The 17,887-nt window shown below is 73.9% G+C and carries 13 protein-coding genes; 10 read left to right on the top strand and 3 right to left on the bottom strand.

Translation table 11 applies throughout. The features are described 5' to 3' along the window. Positions 1 to 15: 15 nt before the first annotated feature. Both ACH4SI_RS21025 and ACH4SI_RS21020 read left to right on the top strand, forming a co-directional pair. Positions 16 to 1,653, top strand: a complete 1,638-nt coding sequence (locus ACH4SI_RS21025) for a 3' terminal RNA ribose 2'-O-methyltransferase Hen1 (protein WP_398297709.1) — start codon at positions 16 to 18, stop codon at positions 1,651 to 1,653. Further along, entirely contained in the window at positions 1,650 to 4,277 is a 2,628-nt protein-coding gene (locus tag ACH4SI_RS21020; RefSeq protein ID WP_398297707.1) for a polynucleotide kinase-phosphatase, read from the top strand. The genes ACH4SI_RS21025 and ACH4SI_RS21020 overlap by 4 nt, the downstream gene beginning before the upstream one ends. A gap of 85 nt (positions 4,278 to 4,362) precedes the next feature. Here ACH4SI_RS21020 and ACH4SI_RS21015 read toward each other — a convergent pair whose 3' ends face one another. Further along, complete coding sequence (locus ACH4SI_RS21015) at positions 4,363 to 5,352, bottom strand: GlxA family transcriptional regulator (protein ID WP_398297705.1); 990 nt, start codon at positions 5,350 to 5,352, stop codon at positions 4,363 to 4,365. 72 nt (positions 5,353 to 5,424) lie between these two features. On the opposite strand from ACH4SI_RS21015, the gene ACH4SI_RS21010 reads away from it, so the two are divergent. The 6 genes from ACH4SI_RS21010 to argF all read left to right on the top strand — a co-directional run bounded on the left by ACH4SI_RS21010 (position 5,425) and on the right by argF (position 13,336). Continuing rightward, a complete protein-coding gene (locus tag ACH4SI_RS21010; protein WP_398297703.1) occupies positions 5,425 to 6,918 on the top strand; it encodes an MFS transporter in 1,494 nt (497 codons plus the stop codon). An 84-nt stretch (positions 6,919 to 7,002) separates the two neighbouring features. Further along, complete coding sequence (locus ACH4SI_RS21005; RefSeq protein WP_398297701.1) at positions 7,003 to 7,722, top strand: Crp/Fnr family transcriptional regulator; 720 nt, start codon at positions 7,003 to 7,005, stop codon at positions 7,720 to 7,722. Positions 7,723 to 7,986: 264 nt separating this feature from the next. Further along, the gene (locus ACH4SI_RS21000; protein ID WP_398297699.1) at positions 7,987 to 10,062 is read left to right on the top strand and encodes a hypothetical protein; all 2,076 of its coding nucleotides are present in this window, start codon (positions 7,987 to 7,989) and stop codon (positions 10,060 to 10,062) included. Positions 10,063 to 10,076: 14 nt separating this feature from the next. Further along, positions 10,077 to 10,877, top strand: a complete 801-nt coding sequence (locus ACH4SI_RS20995; RefSeq protein ID WP_398297697.1) for a hypothetical protein — start codon at positions 10,077 to 10,079, stop codon at positions 10,875 to 10,877. A gap of 67 nt (positions 10,878 to 10,944) precedes the next feature. Next, positions 10,945 to 12,174, top strand: a complete 1,230-nt coding sequence (locus tag ACH4SI_RS20990) for an arginine deiminase (RefSeq protein WP_398297695.1) — start codon at positions 10,945 to 10,947, stop codon at positions 12,172 to 12,174. A gap of 157 nt (positions 12,175 to 12,331) precedes the next feature. Next, positions 12,332 to 13,336 carry an ornithine carbamoyltransferase gene (gene argF / locus ACH4SI_RS20985; RefSeq protein WP_398297998.1) on the top strand — a complete coding sequence of 335 codons (1,005 nt, stop codon included), beginning with the start codon at positions 12,332 to 12,334 and terminating at the stop codon, positions 13,334 to 13,336. Between the two features lie 10 nt (positions 13,337 to 13,346). On the opposite strand, the gene ACH4SI_RS20980 is transcribed toward argF, so the two are convergent. Next, positions 13,347 to 13,844: an ATP-binding protein gene (locus ACH4SI_RS20980; RefSeq protein ID WP_398297996.1), complete on the bottom strand. Its 498-nt coding sequence runs from the start codon at positions 13,842 to 13,844 to the stop codon at positions 13,347 to 13,349. 235 nt (positions 13,845 to 14,079) lie between these two features. Between ACH4SI_RS20980 and ACH4SI_RS20975 the strand changes: the two genes are divergently transcribed. After that, the gene (locus ACH4SI_RS20975) at positions 14,080 to 14,907 is read left to right on the top strand and encodes an enoyl-CoA hydratase family protein (RefSeq protein ID WP_398297693.1); all 828 of its coding nucleotides are present in this window, start codon (positions 14,080 to 14,082) and stop codon (positions 14,905 to 14,907) included. After that, positions 14,904 to 17,210, top strand: a complete 2,307-nt coding sequence (locus ACH4SI_RS20970) for a bifunctional salicylyl-CoA 5-hydroxylase/oxidoreductase (protein WP_398297691.1) — start codon at positions 14,904 to 14,906, stop codon at positions 17,208 to 17,210. Before ACH4SI_RS20975 ends, ACH4SI_RS20970 begins: the two co-directional genes overlap by 4 nt. Here the strand turns inward: ACH4SI_RS20970 and ACH4SI_RS20965 are convergent. Beyond that, positions 17,207 to 17,878, bottom strand: coding sequence for a TetR/AcrR family transcriptional regulator (locus ACH4SI_RS20965; RefSeq protein ID WP_398297689.1), 672 nt, complete (start codon positions 17,876 to 17,878; stop codon positions 17,207 to 17,209). The two genes, ACH4SI_RS20970 and ACH4SI_RS20965, sit on opposite strands and share 4 nt — an antisense overlap. Between the last annotated feature and the right edge of the window lie 9 nt (positions 17,879 to 17,887).

The following is a 17,887-nucleotide window of genomic DNA, read 5'->3' as shown; positions in this document are numbered from 1 at the left end:
GCGATACTCGGACGGGTGTTCTTGACGATTACCACCACCGGCACCAGCGAGCGTCCCGCGACCGACCTCGGGTTCCTGTTGCACAAGCATCCCGACAAGGCGCAGCGGTTCTCGACCTCCCATGGCACCGCGCACGTCCTCTACCCCGAGGCGGACACCGAGCGCTGCACGGCGGCGCTGCTGCTGGAGGTCGACCCCGTCGCGCTGGTGCGGCGGGGCCGGGGCAAGGGGCGGGGCGGCGCGCCCGACTCCGCGCTCGCCCAGTACGTCAACGACCGTCCGTACGCGGCCTCCTCGCTGCTGGCCGTCGCGCTGAGCACCGTCTTCTCCAGCGCCCTGAGGGGCCACTGCAAGGCGCGGCCCGACCTGCCGGAGCGGCCGCTGCCCCTGCGGATCGAGGTGCCCGCCCTGCCGGCCCGCGGCGGCGCCGCCCTGGTCGAGCGGCTCTTCGCGCCGCTGGGCTGGGCGGTGACGGCCGAGCCGGTGCCGCTGGACGAGCGGTTCCCGCAGTGGGGCGACTCGCGGTACGTACGGCTGGTGCTGGAGGGCGAGCTGCGGCTCGCCGACGCGCTGCGCCATCTGTATGTGCTGCTGCCGGTGCTGGACGACGCGAAGCACTACTGGGTGGCGCCGGACGAGGTGGACAAGCTGCTGCGTTCCGGCGAGGGCTGGCTGGAGCGCCACCCCGAGCAGCGGCTGATCACCAACCGCTATCTGGCCCGCCGCTGGTCGCTGACCCGCAGCGCGCTGGAGCGGCTGGAGCTGGCTCGGCTCGCGGAGACGGACGACGCCGAGGTGGAGGAGATCGACAACGCGGTGGAGGAGCTCGCCGCCGAGTTCGCCGAGCAGGAGGGCGGGACGGAGCGGGCGGGGCAGTCGGAGCAGTCGGGGCAGGAGGGCCGGACGGAGCAGACGGAGCAGATGGGACAGGCGGTGCAAGGGGGGCGAGGAGGCGTGGAGCCGGAGGAGGAGAGCGCGCCGCGGCCGGTGCCGCTGGCCGTGCGGCGGCGCGAGGCGATCCTCGACGCCCTGCGGGGTGCCGGGGCGTCCCGGGTGGTCGATCTCGGGTGCGGCCAGGGCCAGTTGCTGGGCGAGCTGCTCAAGGACGCGCGGTTCACCGAGCTCGTCGGTGTCGATGTGTCGATACGCGCGCTGAACGAGGCGGCGCGGCGGCTGCGCCTGGACCGGATGCCCGAGCGGCAGTCGGCGCGGCTCAAGCTGACGCAGGGCTCGCTCGCGTACACCGACTCCCGGCTGACCGGCTATGACGCGGCGGTGCTCAGCGAGGTGATCGAGCATGTGGATCCGCCCCGGCTGCCCGCCCTGGAGTACGCGGTGTTCGGCGCCGCCCGGCCCACGGTGGTCGTGGTGACCACGCCCAACGTCGAGTACAACGTGCGCTGGGAGACCCTGCCCGCCGGGCAGGTCCGCCACCCCGACCACCGCTTCGAGTGGACGCGCGAGGAGTTCCGGGACTGGGCCCGGGGAGTCGCCGAACGGCACGGCTACGCCGTGGAGTTCCGCCCCGTCGGCCCCGAGGACCCCGAGGTCGGGCCGCCGACCCAGCTCGCGCTCTTCCGGCAGGAGAGCGGCGAAACCGGCACGACTGCCGGCTCCACGACGACCACGACATCGAAGGAGGCCGCCGCATGACCGACACCATGACGCTCGACCCGCGCAGCCTCGGCGTGCCCGACCTGTCCCTCGTGGTCCTCGTCGGCACCACCGGCTCCGGCAAGTCCACCTTCGCCCGGCGCCACTTCAAGCCCACCCAGATCGTCTCCTCCGACGTCTGCCGGGGCCTCGTCTCCGACGACGAGAACGACCAGAGCGCCACCCCCGACGCCTTCGACCTGCTCCACACAATCGCGGGCAAGCGGCTGGCGGCCGGGCGGCTGACCGTGGTCGACGCGACCAACGTCCAGCCCGAGGCCCGCCGGAGCCTGATCCAGCTGGCGCGCGAGCACGACGTCCTCCCGGTCGCGATCGTCCTCGACATCCCCGAGGGCGAGTGCGCGCGGCGCAACGCGGCCCGCCCCGACCGGGCCGAGATGCCCTCCCACGTCATCCCGCGCCAGCGCCGCGAGCTGCGCCGCTCCCTGAAGGCCCTGGAGCGCGAGGGGTTCCGCAAGGTGCACATCCTGCGCGGCGTCGAGCAGGTCGAGGCCGCGGAGATCGCCATCGAGCGCCGCTACAACGATCTGCGCCACCTCACCGGCCCGTTCGACATCATCGGCGACATCCACGGCTGCCGCTCCGAGCTGGAAACCCTGCTGGGCAAGCTCGGATATGCGCTGCGCCGTGACGGGCAGGGCCGCCCGGTCGACGCCGTCCACCCGGAGGGGCGCACCGCCGTCTTCGTGGGCGACCTCGTCGACCGCGGGCCGGACAGCCCCGGGGTGCTGCGCCTGGTGATGGGTATGGTCGCCTCCGGGGCGGCGCTCTGTGTGCCCGGCAACCATGAGAACAAGCTCGCCCGCTATCTCAAGGGCCGCAAGGTCCGGATCGCCCACGGCCTCGCCGAGACGGTCGAGCAGCTGGACCGCGAGCACACCGCGGACCCGGAGTTCGCCGACCGGGCGCGGGAGTTCATCGAGTCGCTGGTCAGCCACTATGTGCTGGACGGCGGGGCGCTGGTGGTCTGTCACGCCGGGCTGCCCGAGAAGTACCACGGCCGCACGTCGGGCCGGGTGCGTTCGCACGCGCTGTACGGGGAGACGACCGGTGAGACCGACGAGTTCGGTCTGCCGGTGCGCTACCCGTGGGCCGAGGACTACCGGGGCCGCGCCGCGGTCGTCTACGGCCACACGCCCACCCCCAGGGCGACCTGGCTCAACAACACCCTCTGCCTGGACACCGGCTGCGTCTTCGGCGGCCGGATGACCGCGCTGCGCTGGCCGGAGCGCGAGATCGTGGACGTCCCGGCCGAGCAGGTCTGGTACGAGCCGGTCAGACCGCTGGGCAACGAGGCCCCGGGCGGCGCCGAAGGCCGTCCGCTCGACCTCGCCGATGTGCGCGGCCGCCGTGTCGTCGAGACCCGTCACATGGGCCGGATCGCGGTCAAGGAGGAGAACGCGGCGGCGGCCCTGGAGGTCATGAGCCGCTTCGCCGTCGACCCACGGCTGCTGCCCTACCTCCCGCCCACCATGGCGCCCGTCGCCACCTCGGCGGGGGAAGCCCGCGGCGGAGCCGCTGACGGACACTTCTTGGAGCACCCGGCGGAGGCGTTCGCCGCCTACCGCGCGGACGGGGTGCGCCAGGTGATCTGCGAGGAGAAGCACATGGGCTCCCGGGCGGTGGCGCTGATCTGCCGCGACGAGGAGGTGGCGAAGGAGCGCTTCGGGGCGCCCGAGGGCGTATCCGGCATGGTGTTCACTCGCACCGGGCGGCCGTTCTTCGACGACCCGCCGCTGGCCGAATCCGTCCTCGGCAGGGTGCGCGGCGGCATCGAGGGCGCCGGTCTGTGGCAGGAGCTGGAGACCGACTGGCTGCTGCTGGACGCCGAGTTGATGCCGTGGTCGCTCAAGGCCGCCGGGCTGCTGCGCAACCAGTACGCGGCGGTGGGCGCGGCGTCCGGTGCCGTCTTCCCGGGGGTGCTCTCGGCGCTGGAGAGCGCGGCGGCGCGCGGCGTCGAGGTGTCCGCGCTCCTCGACAAGCAGGGCGGGCGGGCCGTGGACGCGGCCGCGTTCACCGAGGCGTACCGGCGCTACTGCTGGCCGGTCGACGGGCTGGACGGCATACGGATGGCGCCGTTCCAGATCCTGGCCGCCCAGGGGCGCAGCCTCGCCGCGCTCCCGCACGACCGGCAACTCGCCCTGATCGACCGCATGATCGAGGCGGAGAAGCCGGGCCCGGACGGTGGCCCGTTGCTCGCCCCCACCCGCCGCCTGGTCGTCGACACCGAGGACGACGCGTCGGTGGCCGAGGGCGTCGCGTGGTGGCTGGAGCTGACGGAGGCGGGCGGCGAGGGCATGGTCGTCAAACCGCTCCAGGGCTTCGTCCGCAAGGGCGACGGCCGGCTGGTCCAGCCGGGCGTCAAATGCCGGGGCCGGGAGTATCTGCGGATCGTCTACGGCCCGGAGTACACCCGCCCGGAGAACCTGGACCAGCTGCGCCGGCGCCACCTCGGCCACAAGCGCTCGCTGGCCCTGCGGGAGTACGCGCTGGGCCTGGAGGCGCTGGACCGGCTGGCGGATGGGGAGCCGCTGTGGCGGGTGCACGAGGCGGTGTTCGCGGTGCTGGCCCTGGAGTCGGAGCCGGTGGATCCGCGGCTGTAGCCGGGGCCCGGGCCCGGTGCCGGACGGCGGGCAGGCGCCGATTCCCGTCCCCGGCCCGGGGCCTGATCGTGCCCGCCCCCCGGGGTCAGACGGCGGTCGCCGCCGACTCGCGGGCGCGGAACGCGCGGCGGTAGTCGTGCGGCGGCACACCCACCGCCCGGGTGAAGTGGCGCCGTAGGTTGGCCGGCGTCCCCAGTCCGCACAGCTCCGCGATCCGGTCCATCGGCAGGTCGCCGCCCTCCAGCAGGGCCCTGGCCCGCGCGATGCGCTGGCCTCGCAGCCAGCGCAGTGGCGTCGTCCCGGTGGCGGCCTCGAAGCGCCGGGCCAACGTGCGCGGGCTGGTGTGGGCGCGGTGGGCGAGGTCCGCGAGGGTCAGCGGCTCCGCGAGGTGTTCGGCGGCCCAGTGCAGCAGCGGGGCGAGCGAGTCGTCGGTGCGCTCCGGCAGCGGCGTCTCGATGTACTGGGCCTGGCCGCCGGGCCGGTGGGCGGGCGCCACGAGCTGCCGGGCCACGGTGTTCGCCGCCTCGCTGCCGAAGTCCTCGCGTACCAGGTGCAGGCACACGTCGATGCACGCGGTCGAGCCCGCCCCGGTGAGGACGTCGCCGTGGTCGACGTACAGCACCGACGGATCGAGGCGTACGGCCGGATAGCGCTCGGCGAACAGCGCCGCGTACATCCAGTGGGTGGCCGCCGTCCGGCCGTCGAGCAGCCCGGTCGCGGCGAGGGTGAACGCGCCCGAGCACAGCGACACGATGCGGGCGCCGCGCCCGTGCGCCTCGCGCAGCGCGTCGACCAGTTCCCCGGGCGGGTCGCCGCGTACGTCGGCGGAGGCCGGGACGATCACCGTGTCGGCGCCGACCAACTCCGCCGCCCCGTACGGCGTGTGCGCGGCGAACCACGAGCGGGTGGCCACCGGGGCCCCGGCCCGGCCGCTCTCCGGGCCGATCGCACAGACCCGCAGGTCGTACCAGTCGTCGGGGAGTTCGGGGCGATCGGAGCCGAAGACATGGCACGGGACGGCCAGATCGAAGATCGGCATGCCTTCGGTGACGGCGACGGCTATCGAGGGGCGCATGGCAAGAATGTAGCGCGTGCTGTCGCTCTTGCCACTCGTTGTGGACGACCGCACAGCCGATGCTGGATGGGCATGACGATTCCTTCCACGAAGGCACCGGGGAGTGGTGCGCCCGCCCCCGGCACGCCCCCGGACCCCCGGCGCTGGCTGATCCTCGCGGTCGCGTCGGCGGCCCAGTTCCTCGCCGTGCTCGACATGATCGCGGTCAACATCGCCTTCCCCGCCATCGGCGCGGACTTCCGCTCGGCCACCACCGCCGAGCTGTCCTGGGTGCTCAACGCCTACACCATCGTGCTCGCGGCGCTGCTGGTCCCGGCCGGGCGGCTGGCCGACGCGATCGGCGGCCGGCGCTCGTTCCTGGCCAGCATGGTGCTGTTCGGGCTGGCCTCGGTCGCCTGCGGGGCGGCCCCCGGGCTCGGCGCGCTCGTCGGGGCGCGCGTCGTGCAGGGTGCGGCGGCGGCCGTGCTGGTGCCCACCTCCCTGGCGCTGGCGCTGCCCGCCTTCCCCGCGCGCGAACGGCCCACGGCGGTCGGCGCGTGGACGGCGGTCAGCGCGGTCGCCGCCAGCTCGGGGCCGGTGGCGGGCGGCCTGCTCGCCGCCTCCGACTGGCGGTGGATCTTCCTGATCAACGCGCCCGTGGTGCTGGTCGCCTGGGCGGCGGGCCTGCGGCTGCTGCCGCGCATCGGCCCGGCGCGCGGCGAGCGCCGCCGCCTCGACCCGATCGGCACCCTGCTGGTACTCCTCGCCACCGGAGCCCTGACCACCGCCTGCGTCGAGGCCCCGGACTGGGGTTACGGCGCACCGGCCACCCTCGGCTTCCTGGCCGGGGGAATGGTGGCGGGCGGGCTGGCGGTGGCCCACATGCGCCGCCACCCGGACCCGGTGGTGGACCCGGCGCTGTTCCGTACCCGTGCGTTCACCGCCGCCACCCTCGGCCTGCTCGGCTACTTCCTCGCCTACGCGTCGATGCTCCTCGCCTCGACCCTCCTGTTCACCGGCGCCTGGGGCTGGTCCACGGTCCGCGCGGGCCTGGCCATCACGCCCTGGCCGCTGGCGGTGCTGGTGGTCTCGGTGCTGTCGGGGCGGCTCGTACGGGCCCTGGGGGAGCGGCGCGCCGCCGCGCTCGGCGCGCTGTGCTTCGCTGCCGGGCCGGTGTGGTGGCTGCTGTTCGCCGGTGGCGACGGCGGGCACTACGCCGTGGCGTTCATGCCGGGGCTGGTGCTCACCGGGATCGGCGCGGGGCTCTACCAGCCGGTCATGTTCGCGGCCGCCGGACTTCTTCCGGCCCGTCAGCTCTCCCTCGGCTCGGGCGTGCTGATGATGTCCCGGCAGGGCGGTTCGGCCCTGGGAGTGGCGGCGCTGGTCGTGATCACGGGCGGCGCCGACCGGCCGGACGTGGGGGCGCTGCGCGGGGGCTGGGTCTTCGCCGCGGTGGCCGCCGGGCTCGCCGCGCTCGCGGCGACGGCCCTCCGCGGAGCCGGCGGGCGGACGGGCGATTGCAGAGGTGTTCGAACGGATTCCGCCGCAGGTCCGCCCGCGGACACCGGTTCCGTCCTGCCCCATTGACGTGCCCGTGCCACCTGCCTAGCGTGCTCGTCATCCCATCGGTTCTCCGCAACCTGACGAGCCACCAGCGAAGCGGGAGGGCGGATGAGTCTCTTCGAGGACGGCCGGCCCTTTCTGCACGCGCTCCCCGCCGACGACCGGCGCGCCCTGCTCGCGCTCGGCAGCCCGCGGACGTACGAACCCTCCGAGGTCGTCCTGCGCGAGCACGACCGCACCACCTTCGTCGTCGCGATCGTCTCCGGCTGGGCCACCGTCTCCGTGGAGACCGAACGCGGAGTGCGGCTGATCCTGGCGCTGCGCGGCGCGGGCGAGGTGGTGGGGGACCAGGCCGCGGTGGACCACGGCTCGCGCAGCGCCACCGTCACCGCGCTCGGCCGGATGGAGGCGGTCGTGGTCTCCGGCGACCGGTTCCGCGCCTATCTGGCGGCGCGGCCGGTCGCCACCGTACTGATCATGCGTCAGTTCAGTTCCCGGCTGCGCAGCTCCGACGGCGAACGGCGCTCCCTCGCCTCCGAGAAGGTGCTCCAGCGGCTGGCCGCCCGGCTGGTCGAGATCGCCGAGCGCACCGGCCACCCCGGTCCCGGCGGGGTCATCGCCGTCGATCTGCAGCTGCCGCAGCACGACATCGCGGCCGCCGTGGGCTCGACCCGGGAGGCCGTCGCCAAGGCGCTGCGGCTGCTGCGCGACCAGGGTGTCGTACGGACCGCCTCGCGCCGCTTCGAGGTGCAGGACATCGGGCTGCTGCGGCTGCTGGCCGAGGGGCGTGCGACCGGGGAGCACATCCCGGCGCGCCCCTGCGAATGAGCGCGGGCGCGCACGCTCCACGAATGCGCGCGACTGTGTAAACGGCTACAGCCCCCGCCCCGCGCCCGGCCCACTCTGGTGATGGCACAGGTGAACGGGACCGTGTGCGACGGGGGTGCACATGGCCCAGCGCCTGGCACCGGAGAAGGGCGGCGGGACGGATACGGGGGTGAGGCCCCGCCGCCCGCTTCGGATCTCGCTCCAAGGACGCCACCCCCGAGGACGTACGAGGACCTACGGGGACCGGCTGAAGGGCGGCGGGCGATGAGCGGACCGGACGGCATCGACATCCCGGCGGACCCGGGCCCGCGGCGGCTGGACATCCCGAGGGGCGGCCCGCTGGACGGCGCGGGGGAGGCGGGCGGCGCCCGCACGGCGCGCGAGGCGCGCGCACATCTGCGCGTCACCGACTGCCCGCCGCGTCCGCCCGACGGGGACGAGCACCGCCCGCTCCCCGAAGGGCCGGTCACCCGGGAGGAGCTGGCGCTGTTGCGCCGCGTCTACCGGCCCGTCCCCGGCTACGCCGGAATGCGGGAGCGGCTGCGGCGCAGCCACCTCCTCGCCCTGTGCGGCGAACCCGGCACCGGCCGCGCCTGGACGGGGCTCGCGCTCCTCGCCGACCTGGCCGATGGAGACGACCCGGCCGAAGCGGACGGGCAGGCGGGCCGCGACGTGGTCCGGCTCGGGCCCGGCGCCCTCTCCGGCCTGCTCACCGCGCCGCAGACCGAGCGCGGCCACGGCTATCTCCTCGAACTCCCCGCCGACGAAACCGACCCCGGGCCCCTTCTGGACCGGCTGCGCGCCCACTTCGCCGAGCGTGCGGCGTTCGGCGTCGTCGTGGTCCCGGGCGGCCCGGCCGCCGACCGGCTGCTGGGCGCCCGCCGTCACGCCGTGCCGTACGAACCCCCGGCCGCCGCCGAGGTGCTGGACCAGCACCTGTCCGACCTGCTCGCGGACAAGCCCGCCGAGCTGCTGGACCTCGCCCGCGCCACCGCCGCCCGCCCCGATGTGGCCGACGCCCTCGGCCTGGACGAGCCGCGCCCTGCGGAGGCCGCCCGGCTCGCCCGGCACCTCGCCGCCCACGCCGAGGGCCGGTTGTCCGGCGAAGGGCTGCTGGAGCGCTGCCGGGCCTTCGCCCCGGACCAGGCCCGCGCGTGGTTCGACGGCGCGGGCCGCCCCGGCACCCTGCCCGCCGCGCTGCCCGCGCTGCGTACGGCGGCGCTGCGGATCGCCCTCGCCGTCTTCGACGGCTCCGCGCACAGCCTCACGGCCGAGGCCGCCGAGCTGCTGACCTGGGAGCTGGCCGTCACGCTCGACCCCCAGTACGCGCCCGGGCGCCCGCTGTTCGCCGCCCGCCCCGGGGCCGGGCTCGCCGCGGTGCGCGCGGTGTGCTGCGACGGCGTGGAGGATCTGGGCGAGGCGTCGGTCCCGGTCCGCGCCGTCCGGTTCCAGGGGCGGCGGCTGGCGTCGGCGGTGCTGTGCGAGGCATGGGACGGCCACCACAACGTCCGCGGCCCGATGGCCCGCTGGCTGCGCGCCCTGTGCGACGACCCGCGCCCCCAGGTGTGGGTGCGCGCGGCCGTCGCCGCGGGCGTGCTCTGCGCCCGCGACTATCTGTACGGCTTCGTCGAACTGCTGCTGCCGCTGGCCCGGGCCGACAGCCCGGTGCAGCGGATGGCGGCGGCCACGGCGCTCGCCGAGGCGGCCCGGGACGACGGCGTACGGCCCGCCGTGGACGGCCTGTTGCGCGGCTGGGCCCTCGGCGACGACGAACGCGAGCGCGAGACGGCGGCCCTCGCCCACGGCTACGGCCTCGCCGCGGGCTCGGTCCAGGCGTCCCTGGAGGAGCTGGCCCGGCTGGCGTACGCGGACGACGGCCGGATCACCTCGTACAGCGTGCTGCGGCTGCTGGCCGGAACGGAGCCGGAAGCCGCGCTCGCCGCGCTCACCCACTGGCTGCACGACACCCGGCGGCCGCGCCGGGACCTCGCGCTGCTGACGGTGCTGCGCGCCGTCACCACCCGCACCTCGCATCTGTGGGGGCTGTGCGAGGTGCCGGAGCTGGAGCCGTACGCCGCCTGGCCGCTGGCCACCGCGCTGCTGGCCGCCCGGCCGGGCAGCGCACCGCAGCTCGCCGAACTGCTGCGGGTCGCGCTGACCTGGGCCCGTTCGGCGGCCGCGGCCGAGGACGCGCTGGTCGGCTGGATCCGGCGGGCCGCCCGCGACGACCGCCAGCTGGCGGTGTTGTACGGCTTCCTGCCCCGGCTGGCGCACGACGGTGACGAACCGCTCGACGTACGGGCGGCCACCCGGATCCGGGAGGTGCTGGAAGCGCTGTGAGGAGAGGAACGTCGATGGTGAAGGACACGGAGTACACCCAGGACACGGAGCAGGACACGGAAAACACGCAGAGCACGGAGCGGGACACGGAACGGGCCCACACCACGGAGGTCGTCCCGGTGTCCGCCGTACGCACCCTGCGCACCCTGCGCGAGGCGCTGCGGCACGGCGGCGACGCCCTCCCCGCGGCGCTGCGCGAGGCCGACGACGGGCTGCTGCTGAGCGCGCTCGACGCCGGACTGCCCGCCGACCGGGCCACCCGCGTCGTCGTCGAGCTGGTGCGCCGCGCCCCCGAGCGCGGGCCGCGGCTCGCCGACGCGGTCTGCGAGAAGGTGCTGGTCGCCCGCCTCTACCTGGATCAGCCGGGCGGGAGCGGCCGCCTCCGGGTGCGCAACGCGCTGATGCTGTACGAGGGCCTGGTGCGCCCGTACGCCGACCGGGGCGCCGTCCCCGAGCTGATGGCGTGCGTCCTGCCCGGACTGTGGGCGGCGGGCGACGGCGCGGGGCGCGAGGTGGTGCGCCGTATCGCCACCACCCGGCAGGTCACCGGCTTCGGGGAGAAGGGCTGGAAGGCGCTGTTCGGCGGCCTGGCCGAGGAGTGCCGTGAGCATGAGGAGTGCCGGGAGCGCGCGGAGGCCGTCTCCCGCGGAGCAGGCCGCCGCCCCGCACGATGGCCCGTGCGCCGCCGCGGTACCGAGGACGGCGGCGGCGACGGCGGCCGTATCGATCTTCAGCCGGGTCAGCTGTGGGTCTCGGCCCTGCTGGGCTTCCTGGCCGTGGCCCTGGTCCTGATCGTCATCCTCGCGGCGGCATAGGGCCCCTCGGTCATGACTTTGTGTCGAGGGTCATCCGCAGCGGGCCCGAAGCGGCGAAGATGGAATCATGGGATTCCACGTGGACTCGGAGGCCGGGCGGCTGCGCCGCGTCATTCTGCACCGTCCCGACCTGGAGCTGAAGCGGCTCACCCCCACCAACCGGGACGCGCTCCTCTTCGACGACGTCCTGTGGGTGCGCCGGGCCCGCCAGGAGCACGACGGATTCGCGGACGTGCTGCGCGACCGGGGCGTCGAGGTCCATCTCTTCGGTGACCTGCTGGCCGAGAGCCTGGCCCTCGCCGCGGCGCGGTCCCTGGTGCTGGACCGGGTCTTCGACGAGAAGGAGTACGGCCCGCTGGCCACCGACCGGCTGCGCGCGGCCTTCGACGAGCTGACCGCACCGGAGCTGGCCGAGGCGCTGATCGGCGGCATGACGAAGCGCGAGTATCTGGCCCGGTTCGCGGAGCCGGTCTCCATCCGCTTCCACGCGATGGAGCCGGACGACTTCCTGGTGAACCCGCTCCCCAACCACCTGTTCACCCGGGACGCCTCCGCCTGGGTGTACGACGGGGTGGCCATCAACGCGATGCGCTGGCCCGCCCGCTGGCACGAGACGGTGCACTACGAGGCCGTCTACCGCCACCACCCGCTGTTCGCGGCCGAGGACTTCCACGTCTGGTCGGAGGGTCAGGCCGCGTACCCGTCGACGATCGAGGGCGGCGACGTGCTGGTGCTCGGCAAGGGCGCGGTGCTGATCGGCATGAGCGAGCGGACCACCCCGCAGGCCGTGGAGATGCTGGCGCACCGGCTCTTCGAGGCCGGTTCGGCCCGTACGATCGTGGCGCTCGACATGCCCAAGGGGCGCGCCTTCATGCACCTCGACACGGTGATGACGATGGTCGACGGGGACACCTTCACCCAGTACGCGGGGCTCGGGATGCTCCGCTCGTACACCATCGAGCCGGGCGCGGGCAGCCGGGAGCTGAAGGTCACCGACCATCCGCCGGAGCACATGCACCGGGCCATAGCCGCCGCGCTCGGCCTGGACGCCATCCGGGTGCTCACCGCCACCCAGGACGTGCACGCGGCGGAGCGCGAGCAGTGGGACGACGGCTGCAATGTGCTCGCGGTCGAGCCGGGTGTGGTGGTCGCCTACGAGCGGAACGCGACGACCAACACGTTCCTGCGCAAGCGCGGCATCGAGGTCATCGACATCCCGGGCAGCGAGCTGGGCCGCGGCCGGGGCGGGCCGCGCTGTATGAGCTGCCCGGTCGAGCGGGACGCCGTGGAGTCGTAACGGTGGGGTTACCACCGCGACCCCCGCATATATACAGAAGCTCGTATATGCTTCCATGGTTCACGGTCGCGGTGGTGTGCGCTGCGGCCACATCGACCCGCTCGACCCGCTCACTCTGCTCGACCCGCTCGACCGCCGCGATCTAGGAGCCCACCCCATGGCGATTGACCTCACCGGCCGCCACTTCCTCAAGGAGCTGGACTTCACCGCAGAGGAGTTCCGGCACCTGGTCGACCTGTCGGTCGAGCTGAAGGCGGCCAAGCGCGCGGGAACCGAGACGCGCCGGCTCCAGGGCAGGAACATCGCCCTGATCTTCGAGAAGACCTCCACCCGTACCCGCTGCGCCTTCGAGGTCGCCGCCGCCGACCAGGGCGGCTCGACCACGTACCTCGACCCGCTCGGCTCGCAGATCGGCCACAAGGAGTCGGTCAAGGACACGGCGCGGGTGCTCGGCCGGATGTACGACGCGATCGAGTACCGCGGACACGGCCAGGGCGTGGTCGAGGCGCTGGCCACCCACGCCGGAGTGCCGGTCTACAACGGCCTCACCGACGAGTGGCACCCCACCCAGATGCTCGCCGACGTCCTCACCATGGCCGAGCACAGCGACAAGCCGCTGGACCGGATCGCGTACGCCTACCTCGGCGATGCCCGGTACAACATGGGCAACTCCTACCTCGTCACCGGGGCCCTGCTGGGCATGGACGTGCGGATCGTCGCGCCCAAGCTGCTGTGGCCGGACAACACCATCGTGGAGCTGGCGCGTCAGATGGCCACGGCCTCCGGCGCCCGGATCACGCTCACCGAGGACGTCTCCGAGGGCGTGCGCGGCGCGGACTTCATCGCCACCGACGTCTGGGTGTCGATGGGCGAGCCCAAGGAGGTGTGGGACGAGCGGATAGCGCTGCTGGGGCCGTACGCGGTGACGATGGACGTGCTGCGCGCCACCGGCAACGACGCCGTGAAGTTCATGCACTGCCTCCCGGCCTTCCACGACCTCGGCACGGATGTGGGCCGGGAGATCTACCAGCGGCACGGGCTGACCGAGCTGGAGGTCACCGAGGAGGTCTTCGAGTCGGAGCACTCGGTCGTCTTCGACGAGGCGGAGAACCGGATGCACACCATCAAGGCGGTGCTGGTGGCGACGCTCGGCGCGGCGTAACCCTCAGCCCTCAGCCTTCCGCCGGGGGAAGGGTGAACCAGACGGCCTTGCCGAAGGGGGTGGGGCGGTAGCCGGTGTCCGCGCTGAGGGCCCGGATGAGCAGCAGTCCGCGTCCCCGTTCGGCCAGGGCGTCGGATCTCTTGGGTCCCTCGGGGCGGCCGGGGCCGCCGGATTCGCGCACCTCTTCATGTGCGTGTTCCCGTGGGCCGTCCGGGCCGCTGAACCCGCCGGGCGGGGTGGGGTCCATGTCGTGCACCTCCACCTGCCAGCCGCCGGTCGGCACCAGCTCCACCACCAGCTCTATCGGCTCGTCTCCGGCCGTGTGCTGCACCGCGTTGGCGACCAGCTCGGCCGTCAGCAGCTCCGCCGTGTCGCCGTCCACGGGCGCGCCGATGTCGGCCAGCGTGTTGCGGATCAGCGCACGGGCCAGCGGCACGGCGGCCGTGGTGTGCGGCAGTGCGAAGCGCCAGGTAGCGGCGTGAAGGGGTTCGGGCACGTACGGGTCCAGACGGTCGGCGTGGAGCGGAGTACCGCAGCCCTTGACGGTATGAAGCGGACGATAGTGCCGGAAGGGGCCTGAGACCACTCTTGGGGGGACTTAAGGCCCCATCGGCCACTCATCGATCACGGTCCGTTCTATCGCGCACTCGTGACGACAATCACGTAGCGGTGATAACTTCGAAAAGCAGGCACGCAGGCACCAGGCAGACCCAGCCGTCCGGCTGAAGGAGGCCATGGCCCCCATGAGTCCATTCACCGGTTCCGCGCCCCGCACCGAGGACTGGCGGCATCTGCGCCTCACCCTCGACAAGGGCGTCGCCACCGTCACCCTCGCCCGCCCCGAGAAGCTCAACGCGCTCACCTTCGGCGCCTACGCCGATCTGCGCGACCTCCTCGCCGAGCTGGCCCGCGACGGCTCCGTACACGCCCTCGTGCTCGGCGGTGACGGCCGCGGCTTCTGCTCCGGCGGCGACGTCGACGAGATCATCGGCGCCACCCTCGCCATGGACACCCGCCAGCTGCTCGACTTCAACCGGATGACCGGGCAGGTGGTCCGCGGCTTAAGGGAGTGCCCCTTCCCCGTGGTCGCCGCCGTGCACGGTGCCGCCGCCGGCGCGGGCGCCGTCCTCGCCCTCGCCGCCGACTTCCGGGTCGCCGACCCGTCGGCCCGCTTCTCCTTCCTCTTCACCAAGGTCGGGCTCTCCGGCGGCGACATGGGCGCCGCCTATCTGCTGCCCCGCGTGGTGGGGCTCGGCCACGCCACCCGGCTGCTGATGCTCGGCGAACCGGTCCGCGCCCCCGAGGCCGAGCGCATCGGCCTGATCAGCGTGCTGGCCGACGAGGGCCAGGCCGGGGCCGAGGCGGCGGCGCTCGCCCGGCGGCTGGCCGACGGGCCCTCCCTCGCCCTCGCCCAGACCAAGGCGCTGCTCACCGCCGAACTCGACATGCCGCTGTCCGCCGCGATCGAGATGGACGCGTCGACCCAGGCGCTGCTGATGACCGGCGCGGACTACACCGAGTTCCACGCCGCGTTCACCGCCCGCCGCGCGCCCCTGTGGCAGGGGCGATGACCCCCGTCCCCGGCTCTTCACGCCCCCCGCTCCGCATCGCCGTCGTCGGCGGCGGCCCCGGCGGTCTGTACGCGGCGGCCCTGCTCGCCCGCCTCGACCCGCGGCGCGAGATCACCGTCTGGGAGCGGGGCAGCCCCGACGAGACCTTCGGCTTCGGCGTCGTCCTCTCCGACGAGACCCTCGGCGGCATCGAACACGCCGACCCCGTCGTCTACGCCGCCCTCCGCGACGCGTTCGTCCGCTGGGACGACATCGACGTGGCCCACCGCGGCCATGTGCTCACCTCCGGCGGCCACGGCTTCGCCGCCCTCGGCCGCCGCCGGTTGCTGCGGATCCTCCACGAGCGCTGCCAGGCCCTCGGCGTACGGCTCCGGTTCCGTACCCAGGCGCCACCCGCCGAGCAGCTGTCCCGCACGTACGACCTGGTCATCGCGGCCGACGGGGCGGGCAGCACCACCCGCCAGGCCCACGCCGACGCGTTCCGCCCCCGCATCACCACGCACCGCTGCCGCTACATCTGGCTCGCCGCCGACATCGCCTTCGACGCCTTCCGCTTCGAGATCGCCGAGACCGAGCACGGCGTCATGCAGCTCCACGGCTACCCGTATGAGCCGGACGCCAGCACCGTCATCATCGAGACGCGCGAAGAGGTGTGGCGACGGGCCGGGCTCGACCAGTGCACCGAACGCGAGTCCACCGAGCGCTGCGCCAAGCTCTTCACCGACGCGCTCGGCGGCCACCCCCTGCGCGGCAACCGCTCACAGTGGACCGCCTTCCGCACGGTCGTCAACGAGCGCTGGTCACACGGCAATACGGTCCTCATCGGCGACGCGGCGCACACCGCCCACTTCTCCATCGGCTCCGGCACCAAGCTCGCCGTCGAGGACGCCCTCGCACTGGCCGCCTCCCTCGACGAACACTCCGCCCTCCCCGACGCGCTCGCCGCGTACGAGGCCGAACGCCGCCCGGTGGTCGCATCGACCCAGCGCGCGGCCCGCGCCAGCCTGGAGTGGTTCGAGGGCCTGGAGCTGTATCTGGACCAGCCGCCCCGGCAGTTCGCGTTCAACCTCCTCACCCGCAGCCGCCGGGTCACCCACGACAACCTGCGGCTGCGCGACGCGGAATTCGTGGAGACCGTGGAGCGCGAGGCCGCCTTACCCGCCGCCACCCCGCCCATGTTCACCCCCTTCCGCCTCCGCGATCTCACCCTCCGCAACCGCGTCGTCGTGTCCCCCATGGACATGTACTCCGCCGCCCCCGACGGAACCCCCGGCGACTTCCACCTCGTCCACCTCGGCGGCCGGGCGCTCGGCGGGGCCGGTCTTGTGATGACGGAAATGGTCTGCGTCAGCCCGGAGGGCCGTATCACCCCCGGCTGCACCGGCCTCTACGCCGACGCCCACGAAACCGCCTGGCGCCGCGTCACGGACTTCGCCCACACCCACTCCCCGGGCGTGGCCATCGGCGTCCAGCTCGGCCACAGCGGGCGCAAGGGCTCCACCCGGCTCATGTGGGAGGGCATCGACATGCCCCTCCCGCACGGCAACTGGCCGCTCGTCGCCCCCTCGCCCCTCCCGTACCGCCCCGGCGTCAACCAGACCCCGCAGGCCCTCGACACCGCCGGACTCGCCGCCGTCCGCGATCAGTTCGTCCGCGCCGCCGAACGCGCCGCCCGCGCGGGCTTCGACCTCCTCGAACTCCACTGCGCCCACGGCTATCTGCTCTCCAGCTTCCTCTCCCCGCTCACCAACCACCGCACCGACGCCTACGGCGGCTCCCTCGACGCCCGCCTCCGCTATCCCCTGGAGGTCTTCGACGCCGTCCGCGCCGTCTGGCCCGACGACCGACCCATGACGGTCCGCGTCTCCGCCACCGACTGGGCCGACGGCGGCACCACGGCCGACGACGCGGTCGCCATCGCCGCCGCCTTCACCGCCCACGGCGCCGACGCCATCGACGTCTCCACCGGCCAGGTCGTCCCCGACGAGACCCCCGACTACGGCCGCTCCTACCAGACCCCCTACGCCGACCGCATCCGCAACGAACTCGGCGTCCCCGTCATCGCGGTCGGCGCCATCTCCTCCTGGGACGACGTCAACTCCCTGATCCTGGCGGGCCGCGCCGACCTCTGCGCCCTGGCCCGCCCCCACCTGTACGACCCCCACTGGACCCTGCACGCCGCCGCCGACCAGAACTACACCGGCCCGGCCGCCCCCTGGCCCCTCCCGTACCAGGCGGGCAGCCGCACACCCCCGACGGGCCGCACGGATGCCCCGAGGCCCCGGCTCGCGCTGGAGAGCTAGAGGGGACCGAGCAGAGCGGTGGTGAGCCCGCACAGCGCTGTGATCAGGTCCCGGCCCAGGACCCGCCACGAATCCACCGCTGCGGCCGGGTCGATACGGCCGTTCGCCAGGTCGTACTCCAGCTCGGCGAAGGCGTGCGCCGACAGCTGGCGCACCATGGCGCCGTGCCGGGCGAAGAGATCGGGGCGGATCTCGTCCCGGCGAATGGCACCGATCTCGTCCAGGAGGCGCAGGGACGGGCTGTCCAGATGCTCCCGCAGGACGTGGTCGCGGAACACCGGTTCGACGAGCGCCTGGGCGAAGAAGCGGGCGCGCCACGTGGGGGTGCCCGCTTCGATATGGGTCTCCACGGTCGGCAGGATGAGGCAGCGGTAGTGCTTCTCCAGGGACACGGCCTCCTGCCCGCGCAGCGCCTCCACCATGGCGATGCGGTGCTTCTCCACGAGCGCGGTGTGGTTCGACAGGATCGTCTTGATGAGGTTGTCACGGCTGTCGAAGTGGTACTGCACCGCCGAGTTGTTGCGCTGCCCGGCTGCCTCGCTGATCTGCCGCACCGAGACGCCCGCGAAGCCGCGCTCGGCGTAGAGCCGCTCGGCGGTGCGCATCAGTTTGTCCCGCGCGAGCACCGAGCGCGCGGACGGCGGGGCAGCCGGGCCGGAAAGCGTCATTCGGCAGGA

This window comes from Streptomyces sp. NPDC021212 (assembly GCF_044332925.1).
Taxonomy (GTDB): domain Bacteria; phylum Actinomycetota; class Actinomycetes; order Streptomycetales; family Streptomycetaceae; genus Streptomyces.
This window is presented reverse-complemented; position numbering and strand designations above follow the sequence as displayed.

Bases quoted from the DNA above. Each gene is read 5' to 3' on its own strand.
- ACH4SI_RS20975 (WP_398297693.1), top strand. From the start codon at position 14,080: ATGAGTCCATTCACCGGTTCCGCGCCCCGCACCGAGGACTGGCGGCAT.
- ACH4SI_RS21020 (WP_398297707.1), top strand. From the start codon at position 1,650: ATGACCGACACCATGACGCTCGACCCGCGCAGCCTCGGCGTGCCCGAC.
- ACH4SI_RS20995 (WP_398297697.1), top strand. From the start codon at position 10,077: ATGGTGAAGGACACGGAGTACACCCAGGACACGGAGCAGGACACGGAA.
- ACH4SI_RS21015 (WP_398297705.1), bottom strand. From the start codon at position 5,352: ATGCGCCCCTCGATAGCCGTCGCCGTCACCGAAGGCATGCCGATCTTC.
- ACH4SI_RS21005 (WP_398297701.1), top strand. From the start codon at position 7,003: ATGAGTCTCTTCGAGGACGGCCGGCCCTTTCTGCACGCGCTCCCCGCC.
- argF (WP_398297998.1), top strand. From the start codon at position 12,332: ATGGCGATTGACCTCACCGGCCGCCACTTCCTCAAGGAGCTGGACTTC.
- ACH4SI_RS20990 (WP_398297695.1), top strand. From the start codon at position 10,945: ATGGGATTCCACGTGGACTCGGAGGCCGGGCGGCTGCGCCGCGTCATT.
- ACH4SI_RS21010 (WP_398297703.1), top strand. From the start codon at position 5,425: ATGACGATTCCTTCCACGAAGGCACCGGGGAGTGGTGCGCCCGCCCCC.
- ACH4SI_RS21000 (WP_398297699.1), top strand. From the start codon at position 7,987: ATGAGCGGACCGGACGGCATCGACATCCCGGCGGACCCGGGCCCGCGG.
- ACH4SI_RS20970 (WP_398297691.1), top strand. From the start codon at position 14,904: ATGACCCCCGTCCCCGGCTCTTCACGCCCCCCGCTCCGCATCGCCGTC.
- ACH4SI_RS20965 (WP_398297689.1), bottom strand. From the start codon at position 17,878: ATGACGCTTTCCGGCCCGGCTGCCCCGCCGTCCGCGCGCTCGGTGCTC.